Consider the following 21,406-nt stretch of genomic DNA (forward strand, 5'->3'; position numbering starts at 1 on the left):
TGAGAGCCACGCACGCTTACGTCCATGCCCCACGCACGCTTACGCCCGTGACCCACGCGCGCTTACGTCAGAGGCAATAGCCGCGGCCGCTCCCGTACCGGAGCAGGGTCCCGCGTCCCGGCGGTTACGGATATCCGTCCACGCGCGGTACGGAAAAACACTTCCGTTCACCGCGCCGGGCGCACACCGCGCGGGAACTCCACGGCCCGGACACACGAAAACGCCGCGGCCCGGAACCTGGAACAGGTCCCGGGCCGCGGCGTCAGCCGTACCGGTCAGGCGCTGGGCGCCCGGTCCGTACTTCCTGCCGTCACGCGTCCTTCGACAGGTCCGGGCCACCGGCCGCGGACTCGACCGGCGGGGCGTCGGGCAGCGCCGACTTCTCCTCGCCGCGGAAGGTGAACTTGGCGTTCTCGCCTTCACCCTCGATGTCGACGACCACGATGTGGCCGGAGCGCAGCTCGCTGAAGAGGATCTTCTCGGAGAGAGCGTCCTCGATCTCGCGCTGGATGGTCCGGCGCAGCGGGCGGGCGCCCAGCACCGGGTCGTAGCCGCGCTTGGCGAGCAGCTTCTTGGCCTCACCGCTGAGCTCGATGCCCATGTCGCGGTCCTTCAGGCGCTCGTCGACCTTGGCGATCATGAGGTCGACGATCTGGATGATGTCTTCCTCGGTGAGCTGGTGGAAGACCACCGTGTCGTCGACACGGTTGAGGAACTCGGGCCGGAAGTGCTGCTTGAGCTCTTCGTTGACCTTGTTCTTCATCCGCTCGTAGCTGCTCTTGGTGTCGCCCTGGGCGGCGAAGCCCAGGTTGAAGCCCTTGGAGATGTCCCGGGTCCCGAGGTTGGTCGTCATGATGATGACCGTGTTCTTGAAGTCCACCACCCGGCCCTGGGAGTCGGTCAGGCGACCGTCCTCCAGGATCTGCAGCAGGGAGTTGAAGATGTCGGGGTGGGCCTTCTCCACCTCGTCGAACAGCACGACGGAGAACGGCTTGCGGCGCACCTTCTCGGTGAGCTGGCCGCCCTCTTCGTAGCCGACGTAGCCGGGAGGCGAGCCGAAGAGCCGGGAGACCGTGTGCTTCTCGCTGAACTCCGACATGTCGAGGGAGATCATCGCGTCCTCGTCGCCGAAGAGGAACTCGGCGAGCGTCTTGGACAGCTCGGTCTTACCGACACCGGACGGACCGGCGAAGATGAACGAGCCACCGGGGCGCTTGGGGTCCTTCAGACCGGCCCGCGTACGGCGGATGGCCTGCGAGAGCGCCTTGATGGCGTCCTTCTGGCCGATGACGCGCTTGTGGAGCTCGTCCTCCATGCGCAGCAGCCGCGAGGACTCCTCCTCGGTGAGCTTGAAGACCGGGATGCCGGTCGCCGTGGCCAGGACCTCGGCGATCAGCTCGCCGTCGACCTCGGCGACGACGTCCATGTCGCCGGCCTTCCACTCCTTCTCCCGCTTCGCCTTCGCGGCCAGGAGCTGCTTCTCCTTGTCGCGCAGGCCCGCGGCCATCTCGAAGTCCTGCGAGTCGATCGCGGACTCCTTCTCCCGGCGCACGTCGGCGATCTTCTCGTCGAACTCGCGGAGGTCCGGCGGCGCGGTCATCCGGCGGATGCGCATCCGGGAGCCGGCCTCGTCGATCAGGTCGATCGCCTTGTCCGGCAGGAAGCGGTCGGAGATGTAGCGGTCGGCCAGCTGGGCGGCCTGGACCAGGGCCTCGTCCGTGATGGAGACGCGGTGATGCGCCTCGTAGCGGTCGCGCAGGCCCTTGAGGATCTCGATGGTGTGCGGCAGCGACGGCTCCGCGACCTGGATGGGCTGGAAGCGGCGCTCAAGGGCCGCGTCCTTCTCCAGGTACTTGCGGTACTCGTCGAGCGTGGTCGCACCGATGGTCTGCAGCTCGCCTCGCGCCAGCATGGGCTTGAGGATGCTCGCGGCGTCGATCGCGCCCTCGGCGGCACCCGCACCCACCAGGGTGTGGAGCTCGTCGATGAACAGGATGATGTCGCCGCGGGTGCGGATCTCCTTGAGCACCTTCTTCAGGCGCTCCTCGAAGTCACCGCGGTAGCGGGAGCCGGCGACCAGGGCACCCAGGTCCAGGGTGTAGAGGTGCTTGTCCTTGAGGGTCTCGGGCACCTCGCCCTTGACGATGGCCTGCGCCAGGCCCTCGACGACCGCCGTCTTGCCGACGCCGGGCTCGCCGATGAGGACCGGGTTGTTCTTGGTACGGCGGGACAGCACCTGCATGACCCGCTCGATTTCCTTCTCGCGCCCGATGACCGGGTCGAGCTTGGTCTCGCGAGCGGCCTGCGTCAGGTTGCGGCCGAACTGGTCCAGGACGAGCGAGGTCGAGGGGGTGCCCTCGGCCGGGCCGCCGGCGGTGGCGGCCTCCTTGCCCTGGTAGCCGGAGAGCAGCTGGATGACCTGCTGCCGCACCCGGTTCAGATCGGCGCCCAGCTTCACCAGGACCTGGGCGGCGACGCCCTCGCCCTCGCGGATCAGGCCGAGCAGGATGTGCTCCGTACCGATGTAATTGTGGCCGAGCTGAAGGGCCTCGCGGAGCGACAGCTCCAGGACCTTCTTCGCACGGGGGGTGAAGGGGATGTGGCCGGACGGGGCCTGCTGCCCCTGGCCGATGATCTCCTCCACCTGCTGGCGGACCGCCTCGAGCGAAATCCCGAGGCTCTCCAGGGCCTTAGCGGCGACACCCTCACCCTCGTGGATCAGGCCCAGGAGGATGTGCTCGGTGCCGATGTAGTTGTGGTTGAGCATCCGGGCTTCTTCCTGAGCCAGGACGACAACCCGCCGCGCACGGTCGGTGAACCTCTCGAACATCGTTAATCGCTCCTCAGAGCGGTCAGGCAGTTAGGGGTCGGTCCCCTCCCTGTCCTTCCGCATGCTAGTCCCGTGGGACGGGACAGCTCATTCCAACTGCCGACATCCGTCCGGATCACCCCCGCGACGGCGGGGAAATCTGCTGCCGAACAGCCGACATCTGCTCCAACCCGATGGTGCGAGACGATGTTCCCGCAGGCCAGGCATATACGCCCCGGGCCAGTACGCCCGTGGCGAACGCACCCTTCACCGACACGCCCGCCCGGAGTCCGCCGCCACTCCGGAAAACGCGCTGCGCACGCCGCTGCACCGTCTCTCCCCACTGGGAATGTCTTACCCGCCGCCCCGGACACTCCATGCGGCGTGGGCCCGTTCCCTCCGCTATGGGCGAACACCCGAGCGCCGTCACATACGCCGTCACGCCCCCGCACGCCCCCTTCCCTGGCGACAGTACGTACCCACATGTCAACACAGCGTAACTTCTCGGAGTTTCGCGAGTTGCTCCGGGTATGGCCGTCGCGCTCCCGCGCTCCCGCTCCCCCCTCGCCGCCGTACGGCAGTACTACGAGGACGAGCTGGGCTGGCCGACCACCGGCGCGGAGCCGGTGGAGCTGCCGACCGGGGTGCGCTTCGACGCCCTCGACCTGCCGGCCGACGCGGGACGGGCCGTGCTGGGGCGGGTGGGCCCCACGGGACCCGTGGCGATCGTCCGCGGCGGCTCCGCCGGTCCCAGGATGCTCGTGCTCGTGGCCGCGGGTTCCGCGGAGGAACTGCCGGAACTCCTGGAATGGCTGGAATGGGGCTCGCTACGGCTGGATCTGACCGCGCGCGGCACCGGGGACCGGATGCCCGCGCCGTCACCGCCCCCGCCGTCACCGCACGCGTGGCGGCCGTACGGATCCGGCCCACGGGAGGCCGCGGGGTGGGTGCGGCCTCCCGAGCCGGGAAGCGAGGTCGAGGCGACTCTGCCCACCACGGGGACAGGGGCAGGGCGCGGGGGCCACGGGGTTCCCCTCGCGGATCGCCAGGGGCGCGCCCCCGACCTCGTACGACTCGTGAGCGCGGCGGCCACGGAATGCCACCGGGCCCGTTTGCTGCGCTGTCGTCAAGCTCGAAGACAAACGGATCGCGGGTACGGCGGTCAGCCGTTCGCCTTCTCGAACGCCTCACGGATCTCCGCGGGCACACGGCCGCGGTCATTGACGTTGTAGCCGTTCTCCTTCGCCCACGCGCGGATCTTCGCGGTGTCCGGGCTGCCGCCGGAAGACGCACGCGCCTTGCCGCGACCGCCGGAACGGCCACCGGTCTTGCGGCCCGCCTTCACGAACTCGGCCAGCGACTCCCGCAGCTTCTGCGCGTTGTCGTCGGACAGGTCGATCTCGTAGGACTTGCCGTCGAGGGCGAACGTCACGGTCTCATGGGCCTCGCCGCCGTTGAGGTCGTCGACAAGAAGAACCTGAACCTTCTGTGCCACCGGTTTCCCTTTCATCGAATACGGATTACGACGGAAAGCAAACCGCTTTTCCGGGAAAAACACAAACCCCTGGGTTGGGTTCAGTTGCTCCACGGCCGGGGAACGCTTGCTTCCACAGCTATGAGATAGGGGCGCGATTCGGACATAGAACGCTGATCACAGGTGCAGAAGCATCCGGCTGTTGCCCAGGGTGTTGGGCTTCACTCGTTCGAGACCGAGGAACTCGGCAACGCCCTCGTCATAGGAACGCAGCAGCTCGCTGTAGACATCGCCGTCGACGGGCGTCTCACCGATCTCCACGAACCCGTGCTTGGCGAAGAAGTCCACTTCGAAGGTGAGGCAGAAAATGCGCCGCACTCCGAGCCAGCCCGCGGTGCGCACCAGCTTGTCGAGGACCAGGTGGCCGACGCCGGTGCCCTTGTGCCGCGGGTCCACCGCCAATGTACGGACTTCGGCCAGGTCTTCCCACATGACGTGCAGCGCTCCGCAGCCGACGACCTCGGCGTCCTCGTCCCGCTCGGCCACCCAGAACTCCTGGATGTCCTCGTAAAGCGTCACGGTGGCTTTGTCGAGGAGGATGCCGTCCGGTGAGTAGGCGTCGACGAGCCGGCGCACGGCCGGTACATCGCTGGTCCTGGCACGGCGGACGGTGAGTCCATTTGTCAGCGGCGGCATGACGTGACGCTATCGCCCCGGGTCACCGGATCCCGCCGCGGGTACGTCCGGGCCTTCTGCGGGCGCGGGCGGTTCTCGTTCCGCCTGCGGCGGGGCCGGTGCGGGTTCCGCCGGTTCGTCACCCTGCACCATGCGTACGGCATCCCGCAGGGCGTGGCGCTGTTCCGGCGACATCATCCCGAAGAAGGCCACCAGGGCCGCCGCGGGGTTGTCACTCGCGGACCACGCTTCGTTCATCAGTGCGGCCGAGTAGGCGGCACGAGTGGAGACCGCCTCATATCGATAGGCGCGCCCTTCGGCTTCCCGGCGCACCCAGCCCTTCTGATGGAGGTTGTCCAATACGGTCATCACCGTTGTGTAGGCGATCGACCGTTCCTTCTGCAGATCTTCCAGGACTTCCCGAACGGTGACCGGGCGGTTCCACTCCCACACCCGCGTCATGACCGCGTCTTCCAGATCACCCAAGCGTCGTGGCACACCAGCACAATAGTGGGAGATGTCGCGATTGCCGGTTCTCACCCGGTGGATTTACCCCGAAAAAAGGCGTTACGGCCCGGGATACACAATCCCGGGCCGTACAGACGTGCGCGATACGAAAGGGCGACCAGGCTGCCGAACGGATGGACGAACCCCGTCGGCGGCACGGGACCGCGCCCGCGCGGCCGGGACGGGCCCGGCCGGCGCCGGTCAGGCGCCGTGGGCCTTGGGCTCCTGGCGGGCGCCCTCGGCGCGGGCCAGCGCGGCGTCGACCGCCGCGTCCTCCTTGGACTTGTTCTCGCCACCCTGGCTCTNGTCACGATGAGCGCGACGAACGCCACGGCCATCACCACGGGCGGTACCAGCGCTGCGACGTAATCCATGACCAGGGGCCTCCTTCGGGAGTGAGGCTTCCAGAGTACGCAGCGCTCACGCCGACCGGGCCGCGGGGGGCGGACCGGGCTTGCGGCGCGGCGGAAAGACCTCGCCCGGCGTGGGGACGGGACGGCCGGGGCGCGGCGCCTTCGGCTGCGGACCCGGCACCGGCACCGGAGCGGGCGCGGACTCGCCCGCGGTCCGGCCGCCCGGGAGGGCGCGCAGCCGGGCCCGTACGGAGCGCTCGGCCAGGCTCTCGCAGCGGCGCAGCAGGGCGGTGCGGCGCGCGTGCTCGTCCGGCCCCTGCTGCTGCGCGCACAGGGAGCGCAGGGCGGCGAGGTCGGCGGGGCCGGGGTCGTAGCCGGCCGCCAGGGCCTCCTGGAGCTGCCCCAGGTAGCCGCCGGCGGAGCCGGGAAGGGCCTCCCGGTAGCGGGCGAGGTCGGCGAGGAGGAAGGCGCGCAGCCGCCCGCCCTCGCGCGCCGCTTCGTCCACCGCCTCGGCCAGCCGCAGGTACTCCTGGACCTCTTGGGCGCCGTCGGCGTCGTAACCCGCCGGGGCGTCCTGGGCACCGGTCGTGCGGCGCGTCGGCTGGAGGGCGGCGGCGAGTGCGCGCCGCAGGACGCGCAACTCGTCGGCGCTGAAGGCCATACCGCCGCGGGATCCGTATGGCATAGGCATGGGCCGACCATACGTCGCCGACGGACAAAATCCGCTTAACACGATTAGAACGTCGCAAGTGTCGCGTAAGTCACGTTAGCCAGCAAAAGCCACTTCAGGCTGACTGGCGAACGTAACGCGACTAATTAGACATTTCACCCTGAGGGTTCGGCCGGTCCGGGCGGCCCCGGCCGGACCGTGCCGTTCACCCCCGGGTGACGTTGCGCTCGTACACCAGGCGCAGGCCGATCAGCGTGAGCCACGGCTCGTGCTCGTCGATGACCGAGGACTCGCCGAGCACCATGGGCGCCAGCCCGCCGGTGGCGATCACCGTCACGTCGTCCGGGTCGTCCGCCAGCTCCCGCGCCATGCGCTGGACGACGCCGTCGACCTGCCCGGCGAAGCCGTACAGGATGCCGGACTGCATGGCCTCGACGGTGTTCTTGCCGATGACGCTGCGCGGCCGGGCCAGTTCGATCTTGCGGAGCTGGGCGCCCTTCACGCCGAGCGCGTCCACCGAGATCTCGATGCCGGGCGCGATCACCCCGCCGACGTACTCGCCGCGCGCGCTGACCGCGTCGAACGTCGTGGCCGTACCGAAGTCGACCACCACGGCCGGGCCGCCGTACAGCTCCACGGCCGCCAGCGCGTTGATGATCCGGTCCGCGCCGACCTCCTTGGGGTTGTCCATGAGGATCGGCACGCCCGTCTTGACGCCGGGCTCGACCAGGATGGCCGGAACGTCCCCGTAGTAGCGCCGGGTGACCTCGCGCAGCTCGTGCAGCACGGAGGGGACGGTGGAGCAGATGGCGATGCCCTCGATGCCGTCGCCCAGTTCCTCGCCCAGCAGCGGGTGGGTGCCCATCAGGCCGTGGAGGAGCACCGCGAGTTCGTCGGCGGTGCGGCGGGCGTCGGTGGAGATGCGCCAGTGCTCGACGATCTCCTCGCCGTCGAACAGGCCGAGGACGGTGTGGGTGTTGCCTACGTCGATGGTGAGCAGCATGCAGGTCAGCCCTCCTCACGCAGGTCGAGGCCGATGTCGAGGACCGGGGCCGAGTGCGTGAGCGCGCCCACGGACAGGTAGTCCACGCCGGTCTCGGCGTAGCCGCGGGCGTTGTCGAGGGTGAGCCGTCCGGAGGACTCCAGGATCGCCCGCCCGGCCACCAGCGCCACCGCCTGGCGGGTCCGCTCCGGGGTGAAGTTGTCCAGGAGGATCAGGTCGGCGCCCTCGGCGAGGATCGGCGGGATCTGGTCCAGCCGGTCGACCTCGACCTCGATCGGCACGCCCGGGAACCGGTCCCGTACGGCCTTGAACGCCTCGGCCACCCCGCCCGCCGCGACGACGTGGTTGTCCTTGACCAGGGCCGCGTCCGACAGCGACATGCGGTGGTTGACGCCACCGCCGCAGCGCACCGCGAACTTCTCCAGGGCGCGCAGGCCGGGCGTCGTCTTGCGGGTGTCGCGGACCTTGGCGCCGGTGCCCTCCAGGGCGTCGGCCCAGGCGCGGGTGGCGGTGGCGATGCCGGACAGGCGGCACAGCAGGTTCAGGGCGCTGCGCTCGCCGGTCAGCAGGTCGCGGGTGCGGGTGGTGACGCTGAGCAGCTTCTGCCCGGCCTCGACGCGGTCGCCGTCCTCGACGTGCCGCTCGACCTCGAACTCCGCGGTGCACACGATGGACAGCACCGCCTCGGCGACCCGCAGACCGGCCACGGTGCCCGCCTGACGGGCGGTGAAGTCGCCGGTGCAGACGGCGTCTTCGGGGACGGTCGCGACGGTGGTGACGTCCACGCCCTGGTCGAGGTCCTCCTCGACGGCCATGTGGGCGATGTCCTCGACCTGGACGGGGTCCAGGCCGGCGTCGGCCAGGAGGGCCGCGAGGGCGGGGTCCAGTCCGCAGGCGAGCGGATCGAGTTCGTACGCGCCGTCACCGGCGCCGCAGCCGCAGGAGTCACCGCAGCCGCCGCCCTCCGGGGCCTCGGCTTCCTGGCCCGGACGGCCGATCTGGTGCAGGGGGTGGTCGTCGGGGGTGCTCACTGGTTCGGCTCCGTTTCGGGCGCGGATGTGGTGTTCGCGGCGGTCGTCGCGGGGAACGCGGCGGTGTCGGTCGTACGCAGGTGCAGGGTGTGCGGCGGGCGGTGGGTGACCAGGAAGTGGCGCCGCCAGGCGGTGTCGTCCCGGTTGGCGTGGTCCTCGCGCCAGTGGCAGCCGCGGGTCTCCTCGCGGCGCCGGGCGGCGCTGACCAGTACCCGGGCGACCATCAGCAGGTTGGTGGCCTCCCACGCCTCGACGCCGGGCTCGGCGGGCTTGAGGCCGTCGGCCGGGGCCGGGGCCAGCTCGCCGCCGGTGGCCGCGCCGGTGGCCGCGTGCTGGAGCCGGGCCAGTGCGGTGGCCGCCTCGGAGAGGCTGTCGGCGGACCGCAGCACTCCGGCGCCCGCGGTCATGACCCGCTGGATCGCGGGACGCGTCTCGGGGGCGAGCAGCGGTACGGGGTCGGCGGTGGGCGCCACGGCCGGGCCGGGACGGCGGGCGGGTGCGGCGGTGATGTCGTCCGCGATGCGCTCCGCGAAGACCAGGCCCTCAAGGAGGGAGTTGGAGGCCAGCCGGTTGGCGCCGTGTACGCCCGTGCAGGCGACCTCGCCGCAGGCGTACAGGCCCGGCACGGTCGTCCGGCCGCGCAGGTCGGTGCGTACGCCGCCGGAGGCGTAGTGCGCGGCGGGCGCGACCGGGACCGGCTCGGTGACCGGGTCGATGCCGTGTGCGCGGCAGGCGGCGAGGATGGTCGGGAAGCGCTGCTCCCACATGGCGGCGCCGAAGTGCCGGGCGTCCAGGTACATGTGCCCGGTGCCCTGCTCGTGGGCGCGGCGCATGATCGCCTTGGCGACGATGTCGCGCGGGGCCAGTTCGGCGAGTTCGTGCTGCCCCAGCATGAAGCGGGTGCCGTCGGCGTCCACCAGGTGGGCGCCCTCGCCGCGTACCGCCTCCGAGATCAGCGGCTGCTGGCCCTCCGCGTCCGGGCCGAGGTAGAGCACCGTCGGGTGGAACTGGACGAATTCGAGGTCGGAGACCTCGGCGCCGGCGCGCAGCGCGAGGGCGACGCCGTCGCCGGTGGAGACCGCGGGGTTGGTGGTCGCGGAGAAGACCTGGCCCATGCCGCCGGTGGCCAGGACGACCGCGGGGGCGTGCACGGCGCCCACGCCGTCGTGCTGGCCCTCGCCCATCACGTGCAGGGTCACGCCGGCCGTGCGGCCCTCGGCGTCCGTGAGCAGGTCGAGGACGAGGGCGTTCTCGACGGTGCGCAGGCCCTGGGCGCGGACGGCGTCCACCAGGGCGCGGGAGATCTCGGCGCCGGTCGCGTCACCGCCCGCGTGCGCTATGCGGCGGCGGTGGTGCCCGCCTTCGCGGGTGAGGGCTATCTCGTCGCTGCCGGGGTCGGTGTCGAAGCGCGCGCCGGTGGCGATGAGGCGGCGGACGGCGTCCGGGCCTTCGGTGACCAGGGTCCGTACGGCGGTCTCGTCGCACAGTCCGGCGCCCGCGACGAGGGTGTCCTCCAGGTGCTGTTCGGGGGTGTCGCCCTCGCCGAGCGCCGCGGCGATGCCGCCCTGGGCCCAGCGTGTGGAGCCGTCGTCCAGGCGGGCCTTGGTCACCACGACGGTCCGGCGGCCCGCGGCGGCGCAGCGCAGCGCGGCGGTCAGGCCCGCGACCCCGGAGCCGACCACGACGACGTCGGCCTCGATGGACCAGCCGGGGGCCGGGGCCTGGAGGCGGACGATGGGGGTGCCGTGGCCGACGGGACTGCCGTGGCCGGTGGGGCCGGTGCCGTTCATCGGGGTGCTCCGAACGTGAGGCGGATGTTGTCGATGAGACGAGTGGTGCCGACGTTGGCGGCGACCGCGAGTACGGCCTCGCCCTCGTACGCGTCCGGGACCTCGGTGAAGTCGGACGGGTCGACGAGCGCCACGTAGTCGAGCGCCAGCGGCGGGACGAGGCGGGCGGCGTCCTCCAGGACGGTACGGGCCGCGGCGCGCGCCACCGAGGGGGCGCGGAGCGGGGTCGCGACGGCGTGCGCGAGGGCGTGCGCGTCGGCTGCCGCGCGGTCCTCACCGAGGGCGGCGAGGGCCGCGGAACGGTCGTGCGCCCGGTATGCCGTGCGGGCCCCGTACGAGGCGCGGTCCCGCAGGGCCTCCTCGGCCGCGAGCCGGTCACGGGCCGCGAACAGGGACCGGGACAGGGCCAGAGCGGTACGGCGCTCCGCCGCGGAGAGGTAGCGGTTGCGGCTGGACAGCGCCAGACCGTCCTCCTCACGGACGGTGGGGACGCCGACGATCCGTACGCCGAAGTTCAGGTCGGCCACCATGCGCTCTATGACGGCCAGTTGCTGCGCGTCCTTCTGCCCGAACAACGCCACGTCGGGGCGGGTGAGGTGCAGCAGCTTGCCGACGACGGTCAGCACGCCGTCGAAGTGGCCCGGCCTGCTGACGCCCTCCAGGAGATCGCCCATGGGACCGGCGGCTATCCGTACCTGTGGCGCGCCGCCCGGGTAGACCTCGCCCGCCGAGGGCGCGAAGACGGCGTCCGCACCGGCCCGGCCGGCCAACACGGTGTCCGCCTCCAGGGTGCGCGGGTAGCGGTCGAGGTCCTCGTTGGCGCCGAACTGGAGCGGGTTGACGAAGACGGTGACGACGACCTGCCCGTCCGGGCCGACCCGGTCGCGTGCGGCGCGCACCAGGGACGCGTGCCCCTCGTGCAGGGCCCCCATGGTCATGACGACGGCCCGCCGCCCGGGAGGACCCGGCAGGGCACGCAGCTCGTCCGCCGTGTGCACCAGGTGCGGGCGGGGGGCGTTCATCGGCCGCCTTCTTCGGGGTGGTCGGGATCGTCGCGGTGGTCGTCGGGAGACCGCTCGCCCGCGGCCCCGTTGCCGCCGCCGTCCGACAGGACGCCCAGCAGGTCCTCGGCCTGCTCGGGCTTCAGCAGGCCGTGCGCCAGGGCGCGGTCGGCCGTCGTACGGGCCATGGCGAGGTACCCCGCGACGCTCTGCGGCGCGTGCCTGCGCAGTTCAAAGACGTGCGCCGCGACGGTGCCCGCGTCGCCGCGGGCGACCGGGCCGGTCAGGGCGGCGTCCCCGGAGCGCAGCGCGTTGTCCAGGGCCGCGCCCAGCAGCGGGCCGAGCATCCGGTCCGGCGCGCCGACACCGGCCTCCCGCAGCAGTTCCATGGCCTGCGCCACCAGCGTGACCAGGTGGTTCGCGCCGATGGCGAGGGCCGCGTGGTAGAGCGGGCGGGCCTCCTCCTCGATCCACTCCGGCTCCCCGCCCATCTCGATGACCAGCGCCTCGGCGGCCATCCGCAGCGGCTCGGGCGCCGTGACCCCGAAGGAACAGCCCGCCAGCCGCTGCACGTCGACGCGCGTACCGGTGAAGGTCATGGCGGGGTGCAGGGCGAGCGGCAGGGCCCCGGCGCGGGTGGCCGGGTCGAGGACGGCCGTACCGAACCGTCCGGACGTGTGGACGAGCAGCTGTCCCGGCCGTACGGCACCGGTCTCGGCGAGGCCCGCGACGAGCCCCGGGAGCGCGTCGTCGGGCACGGTGAGCAGCACCAGGTCGGCGCGCCGGAGCACCTCGGACGGGGAGACGACGGGCACGTCGGGGAGGAGTGCCGCAGCGCGCCGTACGGAGGCGTCGGAGACACCGGACACGGCGACCGGCCGGTGCCCGGCGAGCTGCAACGACGCGGCGAGGGCGGGCCCGACACGGCCTGCGCCGACGACTCCGACGGTCAGCCGGGCGGGGCGGTCCTGGGCCTCGGTGGGTGGGGTTGTGTTCACGCGGCGATGGCCTTCCGTTCCAGTCCGCGGGGGGTACCGGACGATTCGTTCGCCATGCTACGCGAGTGTTCCCGGCGGTCTTCAGAGCCGTACGCAAGGTGAGACGGGCGTCTCGCGGCGCGTGCCGTACCGCGTCGCCGGGCGCGTGCGCGGCGCTGTCCGGCGGCGGGTCCCCGACGGTTTTCCACAGGGGTGGCGGAGCTGCGCGCGGAGGTTATCCACAGGGGTCGCCGAGGCGGGCGAGACCCGTCATGGTGGGGGTGGAGACGGAAGCGGAGGACGGACCGAGGGGAGGGTGGTGCAGCGGCTCGGACGGGGTGGGGAGTGCGGCTCGGCGCGGGTGGCCGAGGCGTACCGGCCGCCGGGTGAGGGCTCGGCGTACGGCGCGGCGGAAGCGGGCCGGGAAGCGGTCTGCGGGGGCGGTGACCACGGCCCGGAAGCGCAGCCAACTGCGTATTTCGCGTACGGCTCGGGCGTCACCGGCGCCGGGGAGGACGGGCGCGATCTCGCCCCGCTGGGCAGCGCGGTAGGCGTCGAGCATGTGCTGCTGGGATGCGTTCATGGACACCACGGTGGGCCCGTCCGGCGGTGGAGGGCTCGTCGATTGACGGGAGCCGTCAATCGACCCGGGCGCAGGTCATGGGCTCACGCATGATGGAGCCGAGGCCGGGCCGCGACCCGGTCGGCGCACGGGGGTCCGCGCAGGTGGCGGGCTTGGACGGTGAGTGCGGCACACGGAAGACGGGGAGAGGCACATGAGTGTGTGGATCGATGTGGCGGGGCTGCCCGCCGAGCGGGTGGCGTTCAGCCCTTCGCCGCTCGCCGAGCTGGGTTCCGCGCTGCACGCGCTCGCCGAGCCGGGCCACCACCCCGGCCTGCACGGCTGGACGACCGCGACGGCCGGCGCGCTCAAACCCGACCTGGCCGACCGGCTGTGCGAAGCGGACTTCCTGTGGGGACCGACCTTCTCCGACGTGTCGATGCCGTTCGCCGCGCTCACGGACACCGCCGGACAGCCCGGCGCGACCCTCGCCGAGGACCTGGACCTGCTCGACCGGCTCGACGACGAGCTGTTCGTGAACGCCGCGCTGGAGATCAACTGCACCAGCAGCTACTGCCGCGGCGGCCCGTCGCCGCTCGTGGACGCCGAGTCGCGGCGGCTGGCGCTGGACCGGGCCACCGCGCGCGGCCCCCGGCAGGCCGGCTTCGCGCAGCGGCTGCTCGCCGACCCGCCTGCCGTACGGGCCTGGATCCGGCGGCTGTTGGAGGACTGCGAGCAGGCGTTCTTCGCGGACGTCTGGCAGCGGGTGCGCGTCCAGCTCGCCGCGGACGCCCGCCACAAGGCCGAGGTGCTCCGCCACAAGGGCCTGGCCGGGGCGCTGGCCGAGGTGTCGCCCGCGGTGACCCTGGACGAGGGGCAGGCCCGCATCGTCGTCGACAAGATGACGCACGGCCACGGCACGGCCCTGGACCCGGCCGTCGGTGCCGGGATCACCTTCGTCCCCACCTCGTTCGGCTGGCCGCACCTGAGCGTGCTGCACGCCCAGGGCTGGCGCCCGGTGATCCACTACCCCGTCGCGGCGCCGGAGCTGGCCGGCCCCGCGTCGGTCGCCCTCATCGAGTCCCGGCTCGACGCGCTCGCCCACCCGATGCGGACACGGATGTGCCGCTACCTGGCCCGTACCGCCTACGCGACCGGTGAACTGGCCGCCGCGCTCGGCATATCCGCGCCGGAGGTGTCCCGTCACCTCACCGTCCTCAAGAAGGCCGGGCTGCTCCAGACCCGCCGCCGCGGCCGGTACGTGCTGCACCAACTGGACGTCCGGGTGGTGGCGCGCCTGGGCAGCGACTTCTTGGAGGGGGTGCTGCGGTAAGGGGTGGTGGCGGAGTCGGTTTGGGTGCCGGTTTCGGTGCCGGTTTCGGTGCCGGTTTCGGTGCCGACAGCTCGATCCGGTCGCCCCGGTCACCCAGGCCGTCCCGGTCACCCAGACCGTCCCGGTGGTCTCGGCCGTCCCAGTGGCCCTGGCCGCCCTGGTGGTCGCGGCCGTCCCGGTGCTCCCGGCCGTCCCGGTCACCTAGGCCGCTCCAGTCGCTCCGGCCGTCCTGGCCCTCCCGGCCGTCGCGGACAAGGGCCCTGCGCCGGTTCTGCGGCCGGGGGTCAGTTCTCCTGGAGGAACTTCTTGGCGAGGGCGTCGCCGCGGGAGACGGCGTCGCTGTGGCTCTCGATGGGGGACGCCTGGGAGTTCTTGAACAGGATGTAGGTGACGCCGGACTCGGCGCCGCCGGTGGCCGGGTCGGGGTCGATGCCCAGGCCCTTGGCGGCCGCGTACGACGCCTCGCCGATGATCTTGTTGGGCCCGGTGTCGCCGACGACCGCGTACTCGACCTTGTTCTTGTAGATGATGGCGACGACGCCGCCGCCCTTGATGCCCGCCGACTCGTAGTTCCAGATGCCGCTGACCGAGGGGACGACGACGTAGGGCAGCTTCTCGGCGTTCAGCGGCTTGCCGTTGGACTGGTGGAAGCGGGTGTCCGGCTGGAACCAGGGGTCGGTGTCCTTGTTGCACTTGGAGGTGACCTGGCCGTCACAGTCGATGTCCATGTCCGCCTTCCAGAACACGGCGCCCTTCTTGCCGCAGACCGGGACGGTCGCCGACGTCTCCTCGTCGGTCCGGTACTTGCCGTTGGAGATCTGCGAGCAGTCGGTGACCTTGGCGAGCAGGTCGGCGGCGCTGACCGAGCCCTCGGTCACGCCGGGCCGGCTCGCGGCGTCCGCGACTGCGGCGGTCCGGGCCGTGGTGGGCTGCGCGGTGGCGGGCAGTGCGGCGGCGGCGAGCAGTGCGGTGCCGGCGGCGGTGGCCAGGGCGAAGGTTCGTCTGCGCACAGGAGGGCCTCTCTGTTAGGAAAGTTTCCTTACCGAGCGCGCCCAATCTCCTCCGCTCCCCCACTCCCGTCAACCCCGCCCCATGACCAACTCCGCGCCCCACACGTCACGTTCGGAAGCGATTCAGCACCGTTTCGGCTCCGGTTCGGCACCGTTTCGGTTCCGGTTCGGCACCGTTTCGGCACCAGCCTCCGGGCGTTCTGCACCGGCCTCCGGGCGTTTCGGCACCGGTGTCCGGATCAGACCGCCTCCGCCTCGATGACCGAAGTCAGCGACGGAGTCGGCACGATACGGCGCACCCGGAACCCCGAGCGGGTCAGCAGATCCTCGAACTCGGCGGCGCTGCGCTCCCGTCCCCGCAGCACCATGAGCATGACGATGTCCAGCGCGACGGCCGGATGCGGGGTGCCGTCGGCGGGGAGCACCGCGTCGATCACCAGCAGCCGGGTGCCGGGAGCCATGGCCCGGCGCACGGTGCCGAGGATGCGCAGGCAGTCCTCGTCGGGCCAGTCGTGCAGGATGTTCTTGAGCAGGTACAGGTCCCCGCCCTCCGGCACCGCCTCGAACAGGTCCCCGCCCTCCGTACGCCAACGGCCTCGCAGCTCCGCCGTGTCGAGCAGGTGTGCGGCGACGGTCCCGGGCCGGTCGAAGAGCACCCCGGTCAGGCCCGGCGACCGGCCGAGCACCGCCCGGAGCAGCCCGCCCCGGCCCCCGGCCACGTCGACGACCGTCCCGCTGTCCGGGAACGGGTAGCTACCGGTGATCTGTTCGTCCACGCCGTCGGTGAGCGAGGTCATGGCGGTGTCGAAGAGGCGGCCCGCGTCGGGCGTGGCGGCCAGGTGCTCGAAGAGCGGGACCCCGTACGCGGCCTCGAAGCCGGGCTGCCCCGTGTGCAGGGTGTCCTCCAGCCCTTCCGCGGACCGGCGGTACATCGCGTGGGTGAACAGCAGGACGGCGGCGCGCCGGGAGCCCGGCACATCCGTACGCAGCGCCTCGCTGCCCTCCGTCAGGCCGAACGTTCCGTCAGCGCCTTCGCTGAACAGGCCGCGTGCCGCGAGCAGTCGCAGAACGCGGTGCAGCGGGCCGGCCTGCGTGCCGGACCGCACGGCCAGTTCCCCGGCCGACCGCGGCCCCTCGGCCAGCAGGTCCGCGATGCCGTGCAGCACGACGGCGCGCAGGGCGGACGCGTAGACATGGCCGTACATGAGGTCGTGCAACGGCGACGCGGGGAAGTGCGGGGTCATACCGGGAGACGGGCGGGCGGAGGAGGCGGCGGCGCCTGCTGCCATGGGTGTACTCCTGCCGTCGGCGGGTGTTTCCACACCCGCCATTATCGGCGTTTCGCCCAGTCCGAGTCGGGTATCGGGGCCTGCGCGAACCGGCCGTACGGACGACGGAAAAGCCGCTCAAGCGCGGGCCGTACGAAGCGCGGCCTGTACGAAGCGCGAGGCCCCGTGCGCCGTTACGCGCCCGCGCCGCCACCGGCCCGTACGAGACCCGTCTCGTACGCGAGCACCACCGCCTGGACCCGGTCCCGCAGCTCCAGCTTCGTGAGGATGCGGCCCACATGCGTCTTGACCGTGGCCTCCGACAGCACCAACTGCGCCGCGATCTCACCGTTCGAGAGCCCCTGTGCCACCAGCAGCAGCACCTCCCGCTCGCGCTCGGTGAGCCGCCCGATCTCCGGGCGGACCGGCTCGGCGGCGGTCGCCGGCAGCATCGGCGTGAACCGGTCCAACAGCCGTCGGGTGGTGGAGGGCGCGACCACCGCGTCCCCGCTGCGGACCGCGCGGATCGCGGCCAGCAGTTCGCTCGGCGGCACGTCCTTCAGCATGAAGCCGCTGGCGCCCGCCTTGAGCGCGGAGAAGGCGTACTCGTCCAGGTCGAAAGTGGTCAGGATGAGCACCTTCGGCGCGTCCTCCTGCTGCCCGCCCGCGCAGATGCGGCGGGTGGTCTCCACGCCGTCCAGGTGCGGCATCCGCACGTCCATCAGGATGACGTCGACCTTGGTGGACCGGAGCACCTCCAGGGCCTCCACCCCGTCACCGGCCTCGGCGACGACCTCCATGTCGGGCTGTGCGGCCAGCACCATGCGGAAACCGGTGCGCAGCAGCACCTGGTCGTCGACGAGCATCACGCGGACAGTCATGGCAGGAGGTCCCTTTCAACGGCGGTGCGGGTGGCGGAGCCGGTGTTCCCGGCGCCGGGAGGGCCGGCCGGCTGCGGCGCGGCAACAGGGTACGTACGGAAGCGGATGCGCCGGAACGGATGGTGGACGGACGGGACGGCAGGAGACAGGAGCAGGAGGCAGGGCAGGACGCAGGGCAGGACGCAGGAGGAGCGACCAGGCAGGCCCGGCCGGCTCGCCTCACTGGCCCGGCTTGCCTCACTGGCCCGACTTGAGCGGCAGTACCGCGCTGATCCGGAAGCCTCCTCCCGGCCGCGGCCCCGCGTCCAGGCTGCCGCCGACCATGCCGACGCGTTCGCGCATACCGATGAGCCCGTGGCCGAGGCCGTCCGCCCCGCCGCCGGAGTACAGCTCGTGCTGGGCGCCGCGCCCGTCGTCCTCGACCAGCAGGTCCAGCTCGCCGTCCCGGTAGGAGAGGCGGACCGTGGCGCCGACGTCCGGGCCGCCGTGCTTGCGGGTGTTGGTCAGCGCTTCCTGCACGATGCGGTACGCGGTGAGTTCGACGCTGCTGGGCAGCGGGCGCGGTTCGCCCGCCACCTGGAAGTCGACCGGCAGCCCGGCCCCCCGCACCTGGTCGATCAGGTCCGCCAGCTGCTCGACGCCGGGCTGCGGTACGTACTCGCCGCTCTCGGGCTGTTCGCCGGTGCGCAGCACGCCGAGCAGCCGCCGCATCTCGGCGAGCGCCTGCCGGCCGGTACCGGAGATCGTCTCCAGCGCCTGCTTGGCCTGCTCGGGCGCGGCGTCCAGGACGTACGCGGCGCCGTCGGCCTGGACCACCATCACGGACACGTTGTGCGCGACGACGTCGTGCAGCTCGCGGGCGATGCGGGCGCGCTCGGCGGCCACCGCGATCCGGGACTGCGTCTCGCGTTCCTTCTCCAGGCGGGCGGCCTTCTCCTCCAGCTGGGCCCAGTACGCGCGGCGGGTACGGACCGAGTCGCCGAGCACCCACGCCAGCACGAAGGGCATGGTGAGCAGGCCGACGATGAACACTCCTTCCCAGAGGCTGCGGGGCGGGGCGTCACCGTTGCCGGAGCGGACGGCGTAGAGCGTCGGGCCGGTCAGGGCCCCGATGAGGGCGGTCCGCGAGGCCCAGCGCTTCGTGCCCGAGGCGACCGTATAAATGATCGCCAGCATCGCGAAGTCGGCCATGGTGGGCTGCACCTTGAACGCGATCTGGCAGATTCCGACCGCGAGGGCCAGCAGCATCATCTTCGCGGGCGCCTTGCGCCGCAGCGCGACGACGAGGCACAGCGCGCCGACGGCGAGCGCCTCGGCAACCGTCCGGCGCTCGCTCTGCGCGTCCGCCGACGCCACCAGCATCAGACAGTTGAAACCGAACAGGAGGACGGCCCAGAAGGTGTCCACTCCTGTCGGATGCCTGCGGAAGAAGTCGTAGAGACGCTGCACGTCACCCAGCGTAGGCAGGGCGTATAGGTGTACGGGTCAACCGGACGGGCGATCCTGGAGGACGGGAGTACTCCGCAAGGTGGAGACGGGTCTGCCACCGAGGTCTCCGGGCCCGATCGGCGGGCCCGCGCGGAGGCGGACCTCCGGCATATGCCCCCGCTTCCGGCCCGCGTACCGTGGTGCGGTGACACACGACTGGTGCGGCTGGCGGGACGCGGCGGAGCAGGCCCTGTACGGCCCTGGCGGCTTCTACACCAGCGGCGACGGGCCGGGCCCGGCCGGCCACTTCCGTACCTCCGTGCACGTTTCGCCCCGGTACGCCGAGGCGCTCGCCACGCTGCTGTGCCGCGTCGACACGTCCCTGGGCTGCCCGGCGGAACTGGCGCTGGTGGATGTGGGCGCCGGGCGTGGCGAGCTGCTGACCGGAGTACTGGCGGCACTGCCCGCGCCGGTTTACGCCCGTGTGCGCCCCTACGCCGTCGAACGCGCCCCCCGGCCCGCCGGTCTGGACGACCGCGTCACCTGGCTCGCGGAGCTGCCCGCACCCGGCTCCCTGACGGGCCTGCTCTTCGCCAACGAGTGGCTCGACAACGTCCCCGTCGACGTCGCCGAGACCGACGGGGACGGTGTGCCGCGGCACGTACTGGTCCGCCCGGACGGCACCGAGCGGCTCGGCGACCCGGTCAGCGGCGCGGACGCCGAGTGGCTCGCCCGCTGGTGGCCCCTGGCGGCCGCCACGGACTCCGCCGACCCCGAGTCTCAGGCCCTTCCCGGCTCCGCCGGTCCCGCCGACCCCGAGTCTCAGGCCCTTCCCGGCTCCGCCCTCCCCGGTCTGCGCGCCGAGATCGGCCACCCGCGCGACGCGGCCTGGGCCCGCGCGGTCGGCACCCTGCGCGCCGGCCTCGCCGCCACCGCCGACTACGCGCACACCCGCGGCACCCGCCCGCCCTACGGCACCCTCACCGGCTTCCGCGAGGGCCGCGAGGTCCGCCCCGTACCCGACGGCAGCTGCGACATCACCGCCCACGTCGCCCTGGACGCCTGCGCGGGCCCCGGCGCCGAGCAGCTCACGCAGCGGCAGGCGCTGCACGCCCTCGGCGTCGAGGGCAGCCGTCCGCCCCTCTCCCTCGCGTCCAGCGACCCGGCCGCCTACGTACGGGCCCTCGGTTCGGCGGGTGCGGCGGCGGAGCTGACCGATCCGGCGGGCCTGGGCGCCTTCGGCTGGCTCCTGCAACCGGTCGGCGGCAGCTGTACGGGCCTGCTCGCCCCGTGACCTCCGGCCCGCGCCGCCATGGCCGTCACCGCAGCCACCACCACGGCCGTCGCCACGGCCGTCGCCACGACCGGCACCGCGGCCGTCACCACGCCCGGCACCGCGACCGCTGACCGCCGCCCGCCCCCGCCGGGCCGAGCTGCAAGACTGTCCCCATGACGGAGACGACGGTCGGCATCGGCGGCGCGGCGGAGAGCACCGACATGGTGCTGAACATCGGCCCGCAGCACCCCTCCACGCACGGCGTGCTGCGGCTGCGCCTCGTCCTGGACGGCGAGCGCATCCAGCACGCCGAACCCGTGATCGGCTACATGCACCGCGGCGCCGAGAAGCTCTTCGAGGCGCGCGACTACCGCCAGATCATCATGCTCGCCAACCGCCACGACTGGCTGTCGGCCTTCTCCAACGAGCTGGGCGTCGTCCTCGGTGTGGAGCGGATGCTCGGCATGGAGGTCCCCGAGCGCGCCGTGTGGACCCGTACGCTGCTCGCCGAGCTGAACCGGGTCCTCAACCACCTGATGTTCCTCGGCTCCTACCCCCTGGAACTGGGCGGCATCACGCCCGTCTTCCACTCCTTCCGCGAGCGCGAAGAGCTGCAGAACGTGATGGAGGAGATCTCCGGCGGCCGGATGCACTACATGTTCAACCGCGTCGGCGGCCTCAAGGAGGACCTGCCGGCCGGCTGGCTCGGCCGGGCCCGGCACGCCGTCTCCGAGGTCCGCTCCCGGATGGACGTCTTCGACCGGCTGGTCCTCGGCAACGAGATCTTCCGCGGCCGCACCCGCGGCATCGGCGTCCTGAGCCGCGCGGCGGTGCACGGGTACGGCGTCTCCGGGCCGATCGCCCGCGCCTCCGGCGTCGACTTCGATCTGCGCCGCGACGAGCCGTACCTCGCCTACCCGGACCTCCAGGACACGCTGAAGGTGGTCACCCGCGAGGAGGGCGACTGCCTGGCCCGCTTCGAATGCCTCCTGGACCAGACCCACAACTCCCTGGACCTGGCCGACGCCTGTCTGGACCGGATCGCCGACCTGCCGCCCGGCCCGATCAACCAGCGCCTCCCGAAGGTCCTGAAGGCCCCCGAGGGCGCGACCTACGCCTGGACCGAGAACCCGCTCGGCATCAACGGCTACTACCTGGTCTCCAAGGGCGAGAAGACCCCGTACCGCCTCAAGCTCCGCTCGGCGTCGTACAACAACATCCAGGCACTGAACGAACTGCTGCCGGGGACGCTGGTCGCCGACATGGTCGCCATTCTCGGATCGCTGTTCTTCGTGGTCGGCGACATCGACAAGTAGCGACAGGCAGCGAACGGCAAGCGGCGGGGGCCCGGCCGGGCG

At 72.2% G+C, this 21,406-nt stretch carries 19 protein-coding genes; 4 read left to right on the forward strand and 15 right to left on the reverse strand.

Annotated features, from left to right (window positions below):
- Positions 1-310 precede the first annotated feature (310 nt).
- Positions 311-2,830, reverse strand: coding sequence for an ATP-dependent Clp protease ATP-binding subunit (locus A6A06_RS08615; RefSeq protein WP_073760604.1), 2,520 nt, complete (start codon positions 2,828-2,830; stop codon positions 311-313).
- 509 nt (positions 2,831-3,339) lie between these two features.
- On the opposite strand from A6A06_RS08615, the gene A6A06_RS42625 reads away from it, so the two are divergent.
- Positions 3,340-4,041 (forward strand): SCO3374 family protein, encoded by a 702-nt coding sequence (locus tag A6A06_RS42625; RefSeq protein ID WP_073760605.1) that lies wholly within the window; start codon positions 3,340-3,342, stop codon positions 4,039-4,041.
- Here the strand turns inward: A6A06_RS42625 and A6A06_RS08630 are convergent.
- The 10 genes from A6A06_RS08630 to A6A06_RS41520 form a co-directional block, all read right to left on the reverse strand.
- Complete coding sequence (locus A6A06_RS08630) at positions 3,972-4,304, reverse strand: histone-like nucleoid-structuring protein Lsr2 (RefSeq protein ID WP_073760606.1); 333 nt, start codon at positions 4,302-4,304, stop codon at positions 3,972-3,974. The genes A6A06_RS42625 and A6A06_RS08630 overlap by 70 nt on opposite strands.
- A gap of 156 nt (positions 4,305-4,460) precedes the next feature.
- Complete coding sequence (locus A6A06_RS08635) at positions 4,461-4,979, reverse strand: amino-acid N-acetyltransferase (protein ID WP_073760607.1); 519 nt, start codon at positions 4,977-4,979, stop codon at positions 4,461-4,463.
- A 9-nt stretch (positions 4,980-4,988) separates the two neighbouring features.
- Positions 4,989-5,420 carry a BlaI/MecI/CopY family transcriptional regulator gene (locus A6A06_RS08640; protein WP_242440653.1) on the reverse strand — a complete coding sequence of 144 codons (432 nt, stop codon included), beginning with the start codon at positions 5,418-5,420 and terminating at the stop codon, positions 4,989-4,991.
- 465 nt (positions 5,421-5,885) lie between these two features.
- Positions 5,886-6,479: a hypothetical protein gene (locus tag A6A06_RS08645; protein WP_073760609.1), complete on the reverse strand. Its 594-nt coding sequence runs from the start codon at positions 6,477-6,479 to the stop codon at positions 5,886-5,888.
- Positions 6,480-6,693: 214 nt separating this feature from the next.
- The gene (locus tag A6A06_RS08650; RefSeq protein WP_073760610.1) at positions 6,694-7,491 is read right to left on the reverse strand and encodes a type III pantothenate kinase; all 798 of its coding nucleotides are present in this window, start codon (positions 7,489-7,491) and stop codon (positions 6,694-6,696) included.
- A 5-nt stretch (positions 7,492-7,496) separates the two neighbouring features.
- Positions 7,497-8,522 carry a carboxylating nicotinate-nucleotide diphosphorylase gene (nadC, locus tag A6A06_RS08655; RefSeq protein WP_073760611.1) on the reverse strand — a complete coding sequence of 342 codons (1,026 nt, stop codon included), beginning with the start codon at positions 8,520-8,522 and terminating at the stop codon, positions 7,497-7,499.
- Positions 8,519-10,312 carry an L-aspartate oxidase gene (locus tag A6A06_RS08660; RefSeq protein ID WP_073760612.1) on the reverse strand — a complete coding sequence of 598 codons (1,794 nt, stop codon included), beginning with the start codon at positions 10,310-10,312 and terminating at the stop codon, positions 8,519-8,521. Before A6A06_RS08660 ends, nadC begins: the two co-directional genes overlap by 4 nt.
- Positions 10,309-11,334, reverse strand: a complete 1,026-nt coding sequence (gene panC, locus A6A06_RS08665) for a pantoate--beta-alanine ligase (protein WP_073760613.1) — start codon at positions 11,332-11,334, stop codon at positions 10,309-10,311. The genes A6A06_RS08660 and panC overlap by 4 nt, the downstream gene beginning before the upstream one ends.
- Complete coding sequence (locus tag A6A06_RS08670; protein WP_073760614.1) at positions 11,331-12,311, reverse strand: Rossmann-like and DUF2520 domain-containing protein; 981 nt, start codon at positions 12,309-12,311, stop codon at positions 11,331-11,333. Before A6A06_RS08670 ends, panC begins: the two co-directional genes overlap by 4 nt.
- Before the next feature lie 214 nt (positions 12,312-12,525).
- The gene (locus A6A06_RS41520) at positions 12,526-12,873 is read right to left on the reverse strand and encodes a hypothetical protein (protein WP_199930771.1); all 348 of its coding nucleotides are present in this window, start codon (positions 12,871-12,873) and stop codon (positions 12,526-12,528) included.
- Positions 12,874-13,066: 193 nt separating this feature from the next.
- On the opposite strand from A6A06_RS41520, the gene A6A06_RS08680 reads away from it, so the two are divergent.
- A complete protein-coding gene (locus A6A06_RS08680) occupies positions 13,067-14,185 on the forward strand; it encodes a DUF5937 family protein (protein WP_073760616.1) in 1,119 nt (372 codons plus the stop codon).
- 284 nt (positions 14,186-14,469) lie between these two features.
- Here the strand turns inward: A6A06_RS08680 and A6A06_RS08685 are convergent, their stop codons facing one another.
- The 4 genes from A6A06_RS08685 to A6A06_RS08700 all read right to left on the reverse strand — a co-directional run bounded on the left by A6A06_RS08685 (position 14,470) and on the right by A6A06_RS08700 (position 18,793).
- On the reverse strand, positions 14,470-15,195 hold the full coding sequence (locus tag A6A06_RS08685; RefSeq protein WP_073760617.1) for a glycoside hydrolase family 75 protein: 726 nt from the start codon (positions 15,193-15,195) through the stop codon (positions 14,470-14,472).
- Positions 15,196-15,434: 239 nt separating this feature from the next.
- Positions 15,435-16,484: a methyltransferase gene (locus A6A06_RS08690; protein WP_242440645.1), complete on the reverse strand. Its 1,050-nt coding sequence runs from the start codon at positions 16,482-16,484 to the stop codon at positions 15,435-15,437.
- Between the two features lie 173 nt (positions 16,485-16,657).
- The gene (locus tag A6A06_RS08695) at positions 16,658-17,344 is read right to left on the reverse strand and encodes a response regulator (RefSeq protein WP_073760618.1); all 687 of its coding nucleotides are present in this window, start codon (positions 17,342-17,344) and stop codon (positions 16,658-16,660) included.
- Positions 17,345-17,581: 237 nt separating this feature from the next.
- The gene (locus tag A6A06_RS08700; protein ID WP_079193896.1) at positions 17,582-18,793 is read right to left on the reverse strand and encodes a sensor histidine kinase; all 1,212 of its coding nucleotides are present in this window, start codon (positions 18,791-18,793) and stop codon (positions 17,582-17,584) included.
- A gap of 184 nt (positions 18,794-18,977) precedes the next feature.
- On the opposite strand from A6A06_RS08700, the gene A6A06_RS08705 reads away from it, so the two are divergent.
- Together A6A06_RS08705 and A6A06_RS08710 are read left to right on the forward strand one after the other, a co-directional pair.
- Complete coding sequence (locus A6A06_RS08705) at positions 18,978-20,066, forward strand: SAM-dependent methyltransferase (RefSeq protein WP_073760620.1); 1,089 nt, start codon at positions 18,978-18,980, stop codon at positions 20,064-20,066.
- A 155-nt stretch (positions 20,067-20,221) separates the two neighbouring features.
- Positions 20,222-21,364 carry an NADH-quinone oxidoreductase subunit D gene (locus tag A6A06_RS08710; RefSeq protein ID WP_073760621.1) on the forward strand — a complete coding sequence of 381 codons (1,143 nt, stop codon included), beginning with the start codon at positions 20,222-20,224 and terminating at the stop codon, positions 21,362-21,364.
- Positions 21,365-21,406 lie beyond the last annotated feature (42 nt).

The sequence above is a fragment of the Streptomyces sp. CB02923 genome, assembly GCF_001905005.1.
Lineage (GTDB): Bacteria > Actinomycetota > Actinomycetes > Streptomycetales > Streptomycetaceae > Streptomyces.